The organism is Bosea sp. 29B (assembly GCF_902506165.1).
Lineage (GTDB): Bacteria > Pseudomonadota > Alphaproteobacteria > Rhizobiales > Beijerinckiaceae > Allobosea.
The window spans coordinates 3405796-3421127 of sequence record NZ_LR733817.1; the positions used below are offsets into that span (position 1 = coordinate 3405796).

Genomic DNA, 15332 nt, shown 5'->3' on the forward strand with positions numbered 1-15332 from the left:
GCGCGTCTCAGCGCTCGTCCTGCCGGAAGCGGCGCGGCCGCAATCCAGCATGGAACCAGTTCACCAGCGACACCGCGTCATAGACCGGCACGCCGAACTTCTCGACGATGTCGGCGCTGTAAGGGGTGAGATTGGTGCATTCGGAGACGATGGCGCCAATGTTCGGATTTTCGCGCAGCAGCCGGCCGGCCGCTTCCAGCACCTCGGCCCGCAAGGTATCGAAGGGCACGCTGTTGTCGCCGTCGCGGATCGAGCGGACGAATTCGCTATCTTGCGGCATGCCGACGACCGGCGTGTCGGCGGCGACGCCGACGCCTTCGAAATAGCGCCCGCTCAGCGACGCCGCGTTGTAGGTGAGGACGCCGACGCGCTTCGAGGCCGGGATCAGGCGTTCGACCATCGGCACCTGCAGCAGAGCGCTGGTCGCGACCGGCACGGAGCAGAACTCGGCGAGCTCGCGCTGGTAGATCGAGAGGAAGCCGCAGGTGGTGGTGATGCCGTCGACGCCCGCGTCGATCAGCTCCTGCGCCGCCGCCTTGAACTTGTCGAGCAGGTCGACATTGTGCAGGTCGGTCATCCGCGCCGGGATCGCGTCATGCACGATGCGGTACTGTACCGGGAAGTCCCAGGTGCCGGCATGGCCGATATCGCCGAGGAAGCGCTCGAAATAGGAGCGCACCATCAGGATGCCGACGCTCACGCCATAATAGGTCTTCTTCCGCTCGTTCAACGCAGTTCTCCTTCGGCATGGCTGACCAGCGCCGGCTTGAGTTCGGGCGCAGTGCCGCGCGCAGTCGCGATGCGGCTCATCAGGATGGTGGCGCCGATCAAAGCGATGCCGGCGAGCCCGCGCTGCCAGACCGGCACGACATAGGCGAGCGAGCACAGGCTGCCGGCGGTGACATAGGCGAGGCGCAGCCAGGCTGGCAGCGGTCCCCAAGTGTAGCCGACGAGTCCGGCCGAGATCAGAATGAGGCCTGTCGACAGCGCGATCGCCGTCGAGATGATGTTGAACAGCGAGCCCTCGAGGATCAGGCCGGGCTCGTAGATATAGGCCATGCCGGTGACGAAGCCGCCGAGCGCGAAGCGACAGGCATACCAGCCGGTCGTCATCGGCGGGGCGCCAGCGATGGTCGCGGCCGCGTCGGCCACCGGCGCGACCGGCGGCGAGGCGTCGGCGAGGACGGCGAAGTAGAAGATGAAGAGGTGGATCGCGATCGGCGTCACGCCATGCTCGGCGATGAGCGGCGCGCCGATCGCGGCGGTGATGATGTAGGCCGGTGTGGTCGGGATGCCGACGCCGAGGAAGAGGCAGGTGCCGGCGATCAGGAGGGCAAGCAGCAGCAGCGAGCCGCCGGCCGCTGCCTTGATCATGCCGGTGAAGGCGAGGAGCAGGCCGGTCGCGGTCAGTGCGGCCGTGATGATGCCGGCCGAGGTCACGGCGACCGCGATCATCGAGATCAGGAAACCGCCATCGCGCAGCGCGATGAAGAGCGCGCGCGGTCCCATGCGGGTGTGGCTGCGCAACGCCGCGACCACGACCGTCGCGATCGTCCCCCAGAATGCAGCGAGATAAGGCGAGAAGCGCATCATCATCATCGTCACCAGCACGGCGAGCGGCAGGATGAGATGGGCGTCGCGCCCGAGGTCGGACAGGCTGGGCAGCATGTGGCGCGGGATCGCGCCGATGCCGAGCTTCTTCGACTCATAGTGAACGGCGGCGAGGATGTTGACGTAGTAGAGCGCTGCGCCCATCGCCGCCGCGACGATGATCGCCGAATAGGGCACGGCGATCATCTCCGACATGATGAAGGCGGCGGCGCCCATCACCGGCGGCACCAACGGGCCGCCGACGCTCGCCGCTGCCTCGATGCCGGCGGCGAAGACCGGCCGGAAGCCGAGCCGCTTCATCAGCGGGATCGACATCGAGCCGGTGACCACGACATTGGCGACGGATGAGCCGCTCATCGTGCCGAACAGGGCCGAGGAGATCACCGCGACCTTGGCCGGCCCGCCGGTGAAGCGCCCGCCGGTGAGGGCGCCGAAATTGCCGAAGAGCCGGCTCATGCCGCTCGCCTGCATCAGCGAGCCGAAGATCAGGAAGGAGGCGACGATGGTCGCGCTCATCACCGTCAGCGAGCCGTAGAGCCCGCTGCCGACCGAGAGGAAGTTGATCTCGGTGATGTGGGCGAAGGGCAGCTCGCGATAATACCAGGCGCCCGGCAGCAGATGGCAGATCGCCATGTAGCCGATCACCGCGACCACGAGGCCGGCGAGCGTGTAGGAGATCGAGCGGCGCGTCGCCTCGACGACGGTCGCGACCATCACCGTGCCGAGCACATACTGCACCGGCGTCAGCGGGTCGATGAAGCTGGTGCGCTCGTAGATCTGCTCCTGGTTCAGGTAGATGTAGACGTTCGGCACGAAGGCGCAGACCGCCAGGATGAGGTCGAGAATGCTCGGCCGGTTCTTCGGCGAGTGCTCGCTCGCCGGAAACAGCAGGAAGACCGGCGGCACGAACAGCGCCAGATGGATCGCCGCGAGCTCCAGCGGCTCGGGATAGCCGGTGCCGGCGAACCAGAGATGGACCAGCACCGCGGCCACCGACCACAGGCCGAGAAGGATGCCTGGAATTCCGTCTATCCGCCGCATCGTTCGTTGCCCCCGAGCGCAGCTGCCATGCCGGACATGCACCGACCGAAACCTGAGGAAGAACGTCGGATTTGACGCGCCCCTGCTTTTGTCGATTGCATGCAATAATCAAGACAGCTAAGTTCCATGTCGTCAATTCTCTTTGACGCGCAATTTTCGGAAAATAATTCTCCGCACCGAACGGATTGTCCGTTCTTGCGGACAACTCCCGGTTGTCTGGAGAGCGGGTATGATCTTGCAGAGAATCGCGGATGCCGGGGGCGGCGCAGGAATGGAGGCGGGAACGTGACGGTGCCGTTCGGCATGCCGATGCTGGAAGCCTCAGCGCGACGGGTCGCGGCTCAGCCGCTGCCCCAGCAGATCGCCGCGCATCTGCGCGAGCTGATCATCCATGACGAGCTGAAGCCGGGCGAGCGGGTCCGCGAGCAGCCGCTGTCGCTGGAGCTCGCCGTGTCACGCACGCCCTTGCGCGACGCCCTCAAGATCCTCGCGGTCGAGCGCCTCGTCGACCTGCACCCGAACCGCGGGGCGACCGTCGCCAATCCGAGCGTGGTGGAACTGCGTGACCTGCTGCGGGTCTATTCGACGCTGGAGGGCCTGGCCGGCCAGATGGCGTGCGAGCGTGCGGAGCAGGACGACATCGACGCCGTCCATCGTTGGCAGCAGGAGATGGTGGGGGCCTTCGAACGGCGCGACAAGCTCGCCTATTTCCGGGCCAACCAGGCTTTCCACCTGCGCATCATCGCAGCCTCGCGCAACGCCTCGCTGATCGAGGTTCACGGCCAGCTCAATCTGCGCCTGCACCGGGTGCGCTATCTCGCGATCATGCAGCGGAAAGACTGGACCTTCGTCAGCAACCAACACGAGGCGATCATCGAGGCGCTCGACAAGCGTGATGGTGCGCTGCTGGGGCGGTTGCTGGTCGAGCATTTCTCCAGCGCCTGGCGCGCGCTGGACCTGCTCGAAGCCCAGCAAGAGAGCACCGCCGCGCCCGCCGCGGCCGAGCTCTAGCGCGGGAGGACGAGATGCTGCCGCAGCCGGAACGACAGACGCTGGCGACCCATTGGGGAACCTATCGGGTGCGTATGGAATCGGGGCGTCCCGTCGCGCTCGATCCCTTCGAGGCCGATCCCGATCCCTCACCGATCGCTTCGGCGATGCTTGCGGCGCGCACCGCCCCGGCCCGCATCCTGCGACCGGCGGTGCGACGCTCCTTCCTCGAGCGCGGCCATGCCGCTGGCGAGGGCGGGCGTGGCAACGAGCCCTTCGTCGAGATTGGCTGGGACGAGGCACTGGCGCTGGTTTCAGGCGAGCTCGACCGGGTGCGCAGCCACCATGGCAATGGCGCGATCTATGGCGGCTCCTATGGCTGGGCCAGCGCCGGGCGCTTCCACCATGCGCAGAGCCAGGTCCACCGCTTCCTCAACACGATCGGCGGCTATACGCGTTCGGTTCAGAATTACTCCTTCGCCGCCGCCGACACGATCCTGCCGCATGTGATCGGCGACCGGAAAGGGCTCGCCAGTGGCCACACGCCCTGGCGGCTGCTGGCCGGCCATGCCGAGCTGATCGTGATGTTCGGCGGCGCCTCGCCGAAGAATGCGCAGGTCTCCTCCGGCGGACTCAGCCGCCACGCTTTGCGCGAGGGCATCCTGGCCTGCCGCGACCAGGGCGCCGAGCTGGTCTCGATCAGCCCGATCCGCGATGACACCGCGTTGGAAGCCGGCGCACACTGGTGGGCGCCGCGCCCGCAATCCGACGTCGCGCTGATGCTCGGCCTGTGCCACACGCTCTTGAGCGAAGGCCTGCACGACCGCAATTTCCTGGCGCGCTGCACCACCGGATTCAAGGAAGTCGAGGCCTACCTAATCGGCGCCACCGACGGCACGCCGAAGACAGCAGAATGGGCCGCGGAGCTCTGCGAGATTCCGGCCGAGGATATTCGCTCGCTCGCCCGCAAGATGGCGGCGAAGCGGACCTTCGTCATGATGTCCTGGTCGCTGCAGCGGGCCGACCATGGCGAGCAGCCCTATTGGATGGCGATCACGCTCGCTGCGATGCTCGGCCAGATCGGCCTGCCCGGCGGCGGCTTCGGCTTCGGCTACGGCTCGGTCAATGGCGTCGGCAATGCCGCGCAGGAGATCACCTGGCCGTCGCTGTCGCAGGGCGAGAACCCCGTCACCGATTTCATCCCGGTCGCGCGCATCGCCGACATGCTGCTTGATCCCGGCGGCGCCTATGATTTCAACGGCGAGCGCCGAAACTATCCCGACATCAAGCTGGTCTATTGGGCCGGCGGCAACCCGTTTCACCATCACCAGGACCTGAACCGTCTGGTCGGGGCCTGGCAGCGGCCGCAGACGATTATCGTGCATGAGCCCTGGTGGACCGCGACCGCCCGGCATGCCGACATCGTCCTGCCCGTAACCACCCAGCTCGAACGCAACGACATCGTCTGCGCCAATCGCGACCTGATGCTGGCCGCCTCGCACAAGGCGGTCGAGCCGGCCGGCGAAGCGCGCGACGACTATGCGATCTTCTCCGGCCTTGCCGCACGGCTCGGTGTCGAGGAGGCCTTCACCGAGGGGCGCGACGAGGAGAGTTGGCTGCGCCAGCTCTATGGGCTGGCCCGCCAGCGCGTCGCCGCGGCCAATCTCGACATTCCCGACTTCGACAGCTTCTGGCGCCAAGGCGTGACGTTCCTGCCGGAGCCGGAGGTCGTGAAGCCGCTGCTGGCCGATTTCCGGGCCGATCCGCAGGTGCACCGGCTCGCGACGCCCTCCGGGCTGATCGAGCTTTTCTCCGAGCGGATCGCAGGTTTTGGCTACGACGACTGCCTTGGCCACGCCGCCTGGCTGCCTTCGCAGGAATGGCTGGGCGCAGAAGCCGCGGAGCACTTCCCGCTGCATCTGATCTCGAATCAGCCGGTGACCAAGCTGCACAGCCAGTACGATCACGGCAGCCACGCCCGGGACAGCAAGATCGCCGGACGCGAGCCGGTGCGCATGCATCCGCAGGACGCCGCGAGCCGCGACCTGAAGGATGGCGATATCGTCAGGGTCTTCAACGAGCGCGGCGCCTGCCTAGCGGGCTTGCGCATCTCGGATGCGCTGCGCCCGGGCGTGGTTCAGCTCTCGACCGGCGCCTGGTTCGACCCGTTCGAGCCGGGCCGGCCCGGCGCGCTCGACAAGCATGGCAATCCGAACGTGCTGACGCCCGACCGCGGCACCTCGCGTCTGGGGCAGGGGCCGAGCGCCCATTCCTGTCTCGTCGAGATCGAAGCCTATCGCGGGCCGCTGCCCGAGATCACCAGTCATGTGCCGCCGGCAATCCTGCCGGCGGGCGTCAAACCCGCCGAATGAGGATGGCCGTGTCGACCACCGAGATCCGCCGCATCGATTCCAATGGCCGCCGCAGCCGCGTCGTCGTCCATAACGGCACGCTGCATTTCGCCGGTCAGGTCGCCGACGATTTCAGCGGCGACATCGGCCAGCAGACGCAGGAAGCACTCACCCGCATCGACAAGCTGCTGGCCGAAGGCGGCAGCGAGCGCCGCAAAGTCCTCAGTGCCACGATCTGGCTCAAGGACATGTCCGACTATGCCGGGATGAACGCGGTCTGGGACCGCTGGATCGATCCCGACCACGCCCCGGCCCGCTGCTGCGGCGTGGTCGAGATGGCCGATCCGGCCATCAGGGTCGAGATCATCCTGACGGCCGCGCAGTGATGGCAGCCGGTTCGGCAACTGGCCTTCGGATGCCGACCGCTCATGCCAGTGATGAGCGCCAGTCGTTCCTCAACGGAGGAACTTGATACCGGCCGGCACGGCGAAGAGCGAGGCAGGCTGCGGCCCGACCACGACATTGCTGTCGCGGATCACCAGCGTGCCTTTCGGATTGCCCTGCTCGTCGGGAATGGTATGCCGGGCCTCGATCAGGACGCCGTCCTTGCGGCAGGTCATCTGCGAAATCTGCTGCAACTGGCCGTTGACGTCGGCGGTGATGGTGACGACGACGGTGCCGTCGCCGCGATCCTGGGAGTTCACCTTGATGTCGCGGCGGCGGTTATGGGGAGGGGCGGGGAGCCGCGAGCCGACCTTGGTCTCCGGATTGAACAGCACGGTACCTTGGCCTGGCCCGTTCATGATCTTGACCTCGGGCCCGACCTGGCCCGAGCTTTCCTCGCGGAGCTTGCCGCCGGAAACGAAGATCTTGGCCCGCAGGGAAGCGTCCGGGCCGGAAATGCTGCGATCGGCGCTGTAGGAGCCGGGCGCGACCTTGACGCATTCATTGGCGGCTGCGGCATGGACGAAGGCGACCGTGCCGCACAGCGCCAGCACGGCAGGAAGTGCGGGAATGTGTCTTGCAATCATGGCTATCCTCATCGCAGGGCTGGGGGCAGGCGCTCGAAGCCCCGCAGCATGACGTCTCCGACGATCCGCGAGACAGAGGTGCCGTCCCGGACGGCCGACAAGGCGGTGCCCGTCGGCAGGTCGGCCTTCCGCTTCGCGATCGCCAATGCTTTGCCGGTATATTGTGACCGAAGATCGGCCTGCGTCAGCACGGTCTGGCCGACGATCGAATCGGCCATGTAATACACCTCGGAGACGGCCCGGCGCAGCACGCTGAAGTGCTGGAACTTGCCCTTGTCGAGATGCAGGATCACCGGCGCCGCCAATTTCGGCAAATCCTCCAGCGCGATCTCCGCACCGGCGGCCTGGAAGCCCAGTTTCTTAGCCGCGAAGATCAGATCGTCGAAGGAGACGCCGTTGCCTTCGCGATTCTTCCACTGCTCGGCGGTGTAGCGCGAGCGGATGATCTCGAGCGCCTCGATCTCGGTGGTCGGTCGGTTCCAGTAATACGTCAGGATGGTGGCGATCGAAGCGGCGCCGCAGGTGAAGTCGGCGGTCTGGCCGACGACGCCGTCGAATCGGCGGTCGAGGAAGGATTTCGGCCGGCGTACCGAGCCTTCCTCAGCCGGAGCCTCCTCGGCCCACACCGGAAGGCCTCCCGCGAGCGAGGCGCACAAGGCGCCGCCGCTACCGAGGAAGCGACGTCGTGTCAGGGCAGGGCGCGGCATGGCTGCCGGCCTCAGAAGCGCTTGCGCAGCGACAACGTGAACGCGGCGTCCGGGGCGTCGTCGGTCAGGCCGAGCGTCACTGCGGGTTCGAGCCAGAAATCCTGCCCGAGCCGCTGGATCAGAGTGAAGCGCGCCGTCAGGAGCTCGTTGACCGAATTGGCGACCGGTACGCCGCCGACCTTCAGCCGCTCGGACAAGGCGCCGTTGAAGGACAGGCCCAGCGTCGTCCGCTCCGAAACCGCGAAGCCAAAGCCCATATTGTAGGTGATGCGGTAGCCGGGCTCGATCTTGGTGCCGTTGAAGGTCTTCGGGATGGCATAGTCGGCGCCGACGCCGAAGAACAGGATCAGCGGGTCGACCGTCTTGAAGAACTGGACCGCACCGCGCGGCACCCAATGGCCGCTCGATTGGTTAAGCGCCAGCGGGTCGGTCGGAATGAGGCCCGCCCGCAGGTTCTGCAGATCGTAGGGCGCATCACCGGTCGGGATCGACAGACCGAGGCTGAGTGCGGCGCCGGGATACCACTCGCCTTCGCGCCAGAGGTTGGCTGAGGCCTGGAGTGAGATGTCGCTGAAGCCGGAGCGGTTGCGGACGATGGTCTGGTTGAACGCGTTGGTTCGGCGCTGCGAGGCGAAATACGGCACCGACAAGGCGAGCTCGACATCGTTGCTGATGCCATAGCGGAATGTCGTGGTCGCGCGGAAGCTGCGATCGTTCTGGACGAAGCTGGTGGCGCGGCCGTAATCGAAGCTCTGCGAGACCTCGAACTTGTTGCTCTGCAGAGTCGGGATGTTGTCGCGCGCCAGGAATGCCTCCTGGGCGACGGTGCTCTTCTGCTGGCCGGGCGGCAGCTGCGCGCCACTCTGGGCACCTTCGGTCGCCGGCGTGCTCGCTGCAGCCTGCTGCCGATCGGCGCCGCGATCCCGCGATCCGGTCGGCTTGGCCTTCTCGCGCTTGCTGACCTCGCCCTCGAGCAGTTTCAGGCGTGCTTCAAGCTGCTGAATACGCCGCTCAAGCAACTCTTCCTTCGATTGAGCAAAGGCAGAAACGCTGGCGGTCATCAGAACCGCCAGCGAAACACCGACTGAACGCGCCGCAAGGCACGCCGTGCGAATTGATGTTCTACGCAACAATCCTAATCCCTATCCACCGGGCAGGCCGGAACCGATTGCAACAAGCCGGATCAGCCGAAGCGATCCGGCCTGTCGGTGGAGTTATCAGGAATTGTAGTACTGATAGTAGTAGGCGTTGTAGAGGTACTGAGTTGCGTAGTAAGAATAGGAGTAAGCGGTGTAGTAATAGCTCGAATTCGAGTAGATATATCCATAATACGCATAATAGTTGGCGTAATATGAATAGTAGTAGCCATAATAACCGTAGTAGTCAGCGTAATAGCCCTTGCCGACGACCTTCTTGTTGGCGTCGGGGGTCAGCACTTTGGCGCTGGCATTGCCGAAGATCTGGGCAGTGTCGGCGGCGGCTGGAGCGGCGCTGAACGCGAGCGCTGCGGCGGAGGCGAGCAACAACTTTTTCATCGAGGGTCCCCTTGCGGTCACGACAGGCGAGAATGGTTCCACCTTGCAATAACTGGGTACACTGCTGACGTTGCGGCGTCAAGCAATGAATCTGATATGAGAAAGACTTCAGTGAGTTTATCGTTCTTTTGGAAAAAGGATGAGCTATAAAAATTGAATTCACCGAAGTCTTATGATTTAAAAATTAAACTAGCAATAATTCCTTTTGCAAAAATGATATTAAATCAAGGTCAATTCGATTTCTTTATTACTAAACTGGATAAATATGCCCTTAGGTCATGAAATTATAAACCTAGGCATATTCTTATTTTTGGACGCAACTCATGTTTTGATCTGAAACGTTGTGTATCGGGCCATGCCAATCATGCGGGCCACGGCGCGACACGGCGAGCAGCGTGCCTTCTTACCCCTCTTCAGGCTCAATCTCGGCGTTGGCCGGTCCGCTTGTTCCGCTCATGGAAAAGATCCTCGGCAGCCTCTGGGATTCGAGTGGGTACTGGCGGACGGGATTGTCCGGTCCGGCAGGCCGCGCCAACTGCGAGCCTTCCCGAGCTGCTCGGAACGAGCTGCAACCCTCGACGAGAGTCTATGTTCCCCTGTGGCGGCGACCATGTCCAGGGGGGCGGGGAGTGCTACTGCGCTTCCAGCACCAGCTCCAGCGTCATTAGTACTGGATTGTCGCCACGCGCGAGCGCGCCTTGCACCATGCCGCCGGTATAGTCGACCAGCGCGATCGCGAGTGCCGCTTCCGGTTTGCCGTCGGTGCCGGGTGCGATGTGTCCGGCCGTGATGGCGATCTCGGTGGCGAAAGGCTCGATCGAGCGCCCATCCGTGAAGCGCGCGCCGATGGTCGAACCGACGCCGCCATGGATGATCGCCTGCCCGATGCCGCGCTCAGCACAGAACGTCTCTAGCGCCGTGAAGACGTCGCGGTTCGGCCGCAGCCGCAGCACGAAGAAGCGGCCGCCTGCTTCCGCGCCCCTGCTCGGTCGCTGCGCTGGCATGAACAGCTTGAAGTTGGTCTCCGGGTCATGACTGGCGACGAAGCCGGCGCCGTCCAGCCCGATTGCGTCGACGGCGATTGGCTCGGCCAGGAAGCTCTGGTCCGGCAGGATATGGCCGCCATTGCGGTTGCCATCCGCCTCGCGCCAGAGCGCATGGCCATGGAAGAATGGGGCGCCGTCGCGCTCGCCGAAGGTCAGGGCACCGGTCTCGATCCGGGTCACGCCATCAGGCCGGAAGGTCTCGCTGTAGAAGGCAGCATGCTCCGGCGTCGCCGAGAGCGCCGGCATCACATAGGCGAAGGGCGCGAGGGGAAGCCCGGCCGGCAGGCGCAGCACGCCGCTGGAAAAGCCCTGCGCGGCGAAGGTCTCCGCGATAGCGTCGAGCAGCAGGCCGGGCTTTAGCTCCAAGGTGAGCTTGCGGCCGCGCGCCTCGGCCCATTGCACCCGCTCGGGCGCGACCGGCCCCGGCTGCTGGATCGTCCTCACGCCGAGGCTCCCGGCGCGCGGACGAAGTCGAGCAGGCCGCGCTTCTCCAGCTCGTCGCGCACCAGGCGCTTGGGCACCTTGCCATAGCCGGATTTCGGCAGTTCCTCGAAGAAGAAGAAGCGCTTTGGCATCTTGTAGCGCGGGATCTTCTCGGCGAGGTAGCTCGCCAGCTCGTTCTCATCGACAGGGCTGCGCGCGACGCAGACCGCGACGCCGATCTCTCCCCAGACCGCATCGGGCACGCCGAGCACGGCGGCTTCGGCGATCGCCGGATGGGTCAGGATCTTCTCCTCGATGTCGCGTGGATAGATGTTCGAGCCGCCGGAGATGTACATGTCTGAGGCGCGGCCGGTGATGTAGACGAAACCCTCTTCGTCCATGTGGCCGAGGTCGCCGGTGCGGAACCAGCCATTGCGGAAGGATTTCGCATTGGCCTCCGGGTTCTCGTAATAGCCGGCGAAGACCGCCGGGCCGATCACGCAGATCTCGCCGGTCTCGAAGGGCTTGAGCTCCTCGCCCGCGTCGTTCTGGATCGCGACCTGGATGCCGGTGCGCTCGACGCCGCAGCTGCCGATGCGCGCCGCCGGCCCATCCTCTTCCTCGTGCAGATAGGTCGGCAGCACGGTGATGTTGCCGGTGACCTCGCCGAGGCCGAAATACTGCACCAGCACCTTGCCGAGCTTGGCGAGCGCCGTCTTCTGGTCCTCGCGATACATCGGCGCGCCGGCATAGATGACATGGCGCAAGCTGGAGTGATCGTGCTGGTCGACGGCCGGGTGCTCGACCAGCATCTTCAGGATGGTCGGCACGGTGAAGATGTTGGTGACCCGGTGCTTTGCGATCAGCCGGAAGGCCTCGTCGATGTCGAAGCGCTCGGTCGGCAGCAGGATCGTCGGCGCGCCGCGGGCCGAGAGCACGAGTTGATGCACGCCGGCGCCATGCGAGAGTGGCGCGACGACGAGCGAGGCGTCCGCCTCGGTCGAGCCCGGTACGAGGTCGGCGAGGTGATTTGTCACCACGAAGCCCATCTGGCCATGGGTCAGCACCGCCGCCTTGGAGCGGCCGGTCGTGCCCGAGGTGAAGAAGAACCAGCAGGGATCATCGCGGTCGACGACGGCGTCGGGTACATGGCTGCCCCGGTGCGCGGCGATCGCCTCGGTCAGCGTCGTCTCGCCGAAAGCGCCGGCACCGATCCGCCAGGTGAATTCGAGCGCCCTGCTATCCTTGGCGACGGCAGCGGCATGATCGGGGAAATCGCCATGGCAGAGGAAGCCCTTGGCGCCCGAGGAGGTCGCGAGATAGGCGACCTCGTCCGGCATCAGCCGGAAATTGGTCGGAACCCAGACGGCGCCAAGCCGGAAGGCGGCGAACATCGAGACGAACATCTCGTCGCAGTTCTTCGAGTGGACGAGGATGCGGTCGCCCTTGCCGATGCCGCGCGCGGCGAGGGCGGCGCAGAGCGCATGTGCTGCCGCATCGAGCTCACTCCAGCTCCATTGCCGCTCGCCCCAGATCAGCCCGGGCCGGTCGCCGAAGCGGCGGGCATTGCGCGTCAGGAAATGCGCGAGGTTCATCACCCGCGTCGTCACGGGCTTCAACCCGCCAGCGGGCTCAGCGTCGGCTGCGCTCGTCGTCATGGCGTCGTCTCCACTGTTCTGATCTCGGCTTGCGCCGGCCTGGCCTGCCGCCGGTCGAGCATGTTGGCGATCCGCGTCTCGACCTGCCGTGCCTCGTGGCGTAGCAGCGCCCCGAGTTCCTCCTGCCGCTGCGGCTGCATGCGCGAATCGATCGCGGCGATGCTGAGCGCCCCGGCGGTGCGCCCGTCCGGGTAGCGTACGCCGACGCCGATGCCCCAGGAATTCGCGACGATGCGCCCCGGATTGAGAGCGAAACCCTGCGCACGTGCGAGCACGATGTCGGTAATCAGCTGCGCCGGCGAATAGGCCGGGTAGCGTGCCGCGAGCACGGCGCGGTTGGCCTCGATCATCGCGCTGGATTCGGCGTCCGGCATCAGCGCCAGCATGGCGAGCGAGCCGGCGCCGACCCCGAGCGGATGCTGGTCGCCGGCCTGGAGGGCGTGAGTGCGCACCGGCCAGGTGCCTTCCTCGCGATGCAGGCAGATGGCGAAGCGGTCGCGCCGGATCGAGAAGAAGCTGGTGTCCTGCGTCGTGTCGGAGAGTGCGTGCAGGCTTTCCATGGCGAGGTCGAGCAGGCCGTGGCGCTGGCCCGAGAGCAGGCCGAGCACGAAGGCCTCCTCGCCGAGATGGTAACGCCGCGTCCGTGCGTCCTGTTCGACCAGGCCGGCCCGCATCAGCGCCAGCAGCAGGCGCCGGACGGTCGGCTTGTTCAGCCGGCTCTCCTCAACGATCTCGCTGAGCGGCAGGCCGGATGCGCTCTCGCGGCCGACAAGCGCCAGCAGTCGCAAGGCGCGGTCGACGCTCTGCGAGCCTGACAGATCGGGCGTCGGCGCGGACTCGGGCTGCATTTCCTCTGCCGTATTGGGTCCATGATGCGGACCTCTCTTCTGCCTTGAAGGTGTAAATGGCGGCGATGCTGATTGCAACAGCGGTCGATCCGTGTATGTTCCAGCCGGAACGAGCGAACAAAATCGCCATAATGTGGACCCGTTGGATCGGCGATGCCGGCAGAACGGGCGGATGGGAGGAGCGGCCCTTATGGCCGAAGCAAGCACGAGCGCAGCCGCCGGCGCACATGCCAGCGATGGCGTCGCCGCGGTCCTGGAGAGCCTCGACCATACCCCCAAGCGTGTCGGCTCGGCGCTGGTGCGCCCGCTCGAGGTCATCGCCGCGATCCTGCTCGTCGCTATCGTCACGTTGCTGCTCGCCGGCGTGACCTCGCGCTATGTCCTGTCGATTCCGGTGGTCTGGATCGACGAGGCCGCCTCGATCTGCTTCCTCTGGCTCGCCATGCTCGGCGCCGCCATCGCGATCGACCGCAACGAGCACCTGCGCCTGACCCTGTTCGTCGGCATGCTGCCGGAGCGTTTGCGCGGTCTCGTCCATGCCTTCGGCCTGCTCGCGGTCGCGACCTTCCTCGCCGTGATGACCTGGCCGGCGATCGACTACGTCATCGAGGAATCCTACGTCACCTCGGCGGCGCTCAACATACCCTCGAGCTATCGCGTTTCGGCCATCGCCTTCGGCATCATCGCCATGCTGGCGCTGGTGCTGACCTATGCAGCCAGGACCTGCACGCTGCGCGACCTCTTGATCTCCGCCGTGGTGATCGGCCTCGTCGCGGCAGCCTTCTTCCTGCTGACGCCGGTGTTCAAGACGCTGGGCTACGTCAATATCGCCATCTTCCTGCTCGGCGTCGTTGGGCTCTGCCTCTTCGCCGGCATCCCGATCGCCTTCTGCTTCGGGCTGGGCGCTCTCTGCTTCCTGTCGTTCAGCACCACCGTGCCGATCTTCGTGATGATCGGGCGCATGGACGAGGGCATGTCGAGCCTGATCCTGCTTTCGGTGCCGATCTTTGTGCTGCTCGGCTGCGTGCTCGACGCCACCGGCATGGGCAAGGCGATCGTCGACTTCCTCGCTTCATTGCTAGGGCATGTCCGCGCCGGCATGTCCTATGTGCTGCTCGGCTCGCTCTTCCTGGTCTCCGGCATCTCCGGCTCTAAGGTCTCCGACATGGCGACGGTGGCGCCGGCGCTGTTCCCGGAGATGAAGCGGCGCGGCTACCAGCCCAAGGAGCTGATCGCGCTGCTCTCGACCGGCGCCGCCATGGCCGAGACCGTGCCGCCCTCGATCGTCCTGATCGTGCTCGGTTCGGTTGCCGGCGTCTCAATCGCCGGACTCTTCACCAACGGCCTCGTCGTCGCGACCGTGCTGCTGCTGGTGCTCGCGATCCTGGCGCGCTGGAAGGCGCGGGGCGAGATGCTGAAAGGCGTGCGCCGCGCACCTTTCACTGTGATCTGGAAGACGGCGCTGGTCGCGGCGCCGGCCCTCGTCCTGCCCTTCCTGATCCGCAGTGCCGTCGGCGGCGGTGTCGCCACCGCGACCGAGGTTTCGACCATCGCCGTGCTCTATGCGCTGATCGTCGGCATCGTCCTCTATGGCGGCATCAGCTGGCGCACCTTTTACGGCATGCTGGTCGAGACCGCGGCGCTCTCGGGTGCGATCCTGATGATCCTCGGCACCGCCTCGGCCATGGCCTGGGCGCTGACCCAGACGGGCTTCGCCCGCGACCTTGCTACCGCGATGTCGCATCTGCCCGGCGGCTGGATCAGCTTCATGGCGGTGACGATCGTTGTCTTCATGATCCTCGGCTGCGTGCTCGAGGGCCTGCCGGCGATCGTCCTGATGGCGCCCTTGATGTTCCCGATCGCCAAGAGCCTCGGCATCAACGACATCCACTATTCGATGGTGGTGGTCACCGCGATGAACATCGGCCTGATGACGCCGCCGGTCGGCATCGGCTTCTACATCGCCTGCAAGATCGGCAATGTCGAACCGGACGAGGCGATGGGCGCGATCTGGCCCTATCTGCTGGCCCTGCTCGCCGGGCTCGCCATCATCGCCTATGTCCCGTCCTTCTCGACGATGTTCCTGTGAGG

Annotated in this window: 13 protein-coding genes; 4 read left to right on the plus strand and 9 right to left on the minus strand. The window is 65.7% G+C overall.

The features are described 5' to 3' along the window. Positions 1-7: 7 nt before the first annotated feature. Positions 8-730, minus strand: a complete 723-nt coding sequence (locus GV161_RS16510) for an aspartate/glutamate racemase family protein (RefSeq protein ID WP_152016725.1) — start codon at positions 728-730, stop codon at positions 8-10. Then, positions 727-2652: a TRAP transporter fused permease subunit gene (locus GV161_RS16515; protein ID WP_152016726.1), complete on the minus strand. Its 1926-nt coding sequence runs from the start codon at positions 2650-2652 to the stop codon at positions 727-729. The genes GV161_RS16510 and GV161_RS16515 overlap by 4 nt, the downstream gene beginning before the upstream one ends. A gap of 285 nt (positions 2653-2937) precedes the next feature. On the opposite strand from GV161_RS16515, the gene GV161_RS16520 reads away from it, so the two are divergent. The 3 genes from GV161_RS16520 to GV161_RS16530 are packed head-to-tail and all read left to right on the plus strand — an operon-like array spanning position 2938 to position 6379. Next, complete coding sequence (locus tag GV161_RS16520; protein WP_159650276.1) at positions 2938-3663, plus strand: GntR family transcriptional regulator; 726 nt, start codon at positions 2938-2940, stop codon at positions 3661-3663. Between the two features lie 14 nt (positions 3664-3677). Beyond that, positions 3678-6014 (plus strand): molybdopterin-dependent oxidoreductase, encoded by a 2337-nt coding sequence (locus GV161_RS16525; protein WP_152016728.1) that lies wholly within the window; start codon positions 3678-3680, stop codon positions 6012-6014. Between the two features lie 8 nt (positions 6015-6022). Beyond that, a complete protein-coding gene (locus tag GV161_RS16530) occupies positions 6023-6379 on the plus strand; it encodes a RidA family protein (protein ID WP_244624238.1) in 357 nt (118 codons plus the stop codon). Positions 6380-6448: 69 nt separating this feature from the next. On the opposite strand, the gene GV161_RS16535 is transcribed toward GV161_RS16530, so the two are convergent. The 7 genes from GV161_RS16535 to GV161_RS16565 form a co-directional block, all read right to left on the minus strand. Next, entirely contained in the window at positions 6449-7024 is a 576-nt protein-coding gene (locus GV161_RS16535; protein WP_152016730.1) for a hypothetical protein, read from the minus strand. An 8-nt stretch (positions 7025-7032) separates the two neighbouring features. Then, on the minus strand, positions 7033-7731 hold the full coding sequence (locus tag GV161_RS16540; RefSeq protein WP_152016731.1) for a cysteine peptidase family C39 domain-containing protein: 699 nt from the start codon (positions 7729-7731) through the stop codon (positions 7033-7035). An 11-nt stretch (positions 7732-7742) separates the two neighbouring features. After that, a complete protein-coding gene (locus GV161_RS16545) occupies positions 7743-8792 on the minus strand; it encodes a hypothetical protein (RefSeq protein WP_152016732.1) in 1050 nt (349 codons plus the stop codon). Between the two features lie 156 nt (positions 8793-8948). Continuing rightward, complete coding sequence (locus GV161_RS16550) at positions 8949-9266, minus strand: hypothetical protein (RefSeq protein WP_152016733.1); 318 nt, start codon at positions 9264-9266, stop codon at positions 8949-8951. Positions 9267-9898: 632 nt separating this feature from the next. After that, on the minus strand, positions 9899-10756 hold the full coding sequence (locus tag GV161_RS16555; protein ID WP_152016734.1) for a DUF296 domain-containing protein: 858 nt from the start codon (positions 10754-10756) through the stop codon (positions 9899-9901). After that, positions 10753-12393, minus strand: a complete 1641-nt coding sequence (locus tag GV161_RS16560; RefSeq protein WP_152016735.1) for an acyl-CoA synthetase — start codon at positions 12391-12393, stop codon at positions 10753-10755. Before GV161_RS16560 ends, GV161_RS16555 begins: the two co-directional genes overlap by 4 nt. Further along, the gene (locus GV161_RS16565; RefSeq protein WP_152016736.1) at positions 12390-13241 is read right to left on the minus strand and encodes an IclR family transcriptional regulator; all 852 of its coding nucleotides are present in this window, start codon (positions 13239-13241) and stop codon (positions 12390-12392) included. The genes GV161_RS16560 and GV161_RS16565 overlap by 4 nt, the downstream gene beginning before the upstream one ends. Before the next feature lie 190 nt (positions 13242-13431). Between GV161_RS16565 and GV161_RS16570 the strand changes: the two genes are divergently transcribed. Further along, positions 13432-15330, plus strand: coding sequence for a TRAP transporter large permease subunit (locus tag GV161_RS16570; protein WP_152016737.1), 1899 nt, complete (start codon positions 13432-13434; stop codon positions 15328-15330). The last annotated feature ends 2 nt before the right edge of the window (positions 15331-15332 follow it).

What these genes read in the sequence shown, in the direction of transcription:
- GV161_RS16515 (WP_152016726.1), bottom strand. Translation starts at nt 2,652, where the DNA reads ATGCGGCGGATAGACGGAATTCCAGGCATCCTTCTCGGCCTGTGGTCG.
- GV161_RS16525 (WP_152016728.1), top strand. Translation starts at nt 3,678, where the DNA reads ATGCTGCCGCAGCCGGAACGACAGACGCTGGCGACCCATTGGGGAACC.
- GV161_RS16535 (WP_152016730.1), bottom strand. Translation starts at nt 7,024, where the DNA reads ATGATTGCAAGACACATTCCCGCACTTCCTGCCGTGCTGGCGCTGTGC.
- GV161_RS16540 (WP_152016731.1), bottom strand. Translation starts at nt 7,731, where the DNA reads ATGCCGCGCCCTGCCCTGACACGACGTCGCTTCCTCGGTAGCGGCGGC.
- GV161_RS16545 (WP_152016732.1), bottom strand. Translation starts at nt 8,792, where the DNA reads ATGACCGCCAGCGTTTCTGCCTTTGCTCAATCGAAGGAAGAGTTGCTT.
- GV161_RS16550 (WP_152016733.1), bottom strand. Translation starts at nt 9,266, where the DNA reads ATGAAAAAGTTGTTGCTCGCCTCCGCCGCAGCGCTCGCGTTCAGCGCC.
- GV161_RS16560 (WP_152016735.1), bottom strand. Translation starts at nt 12,393, where the DNA reads ATGACGACGAGCGCAGCCGACGCTGAGCCCGCTGGCGGGTTGAAGCCC.
- GV161_RS16565 (WP_152016736.1), bottom strand. Translation starts at nt 13,241, where the DNA reads ATGCAGCCCGAGTCCGCGCCGACGCCCGATCTGTCAGGCTCGCAGAGC.
- GV161_RS16570 (WP_152016737.1), top strand. Translation starts at nt 13,432, where the DNA reads ATGGCCGAAGCAAGCACGAGCGCAGCCGCCGGCGCACATGCCAGCGAT.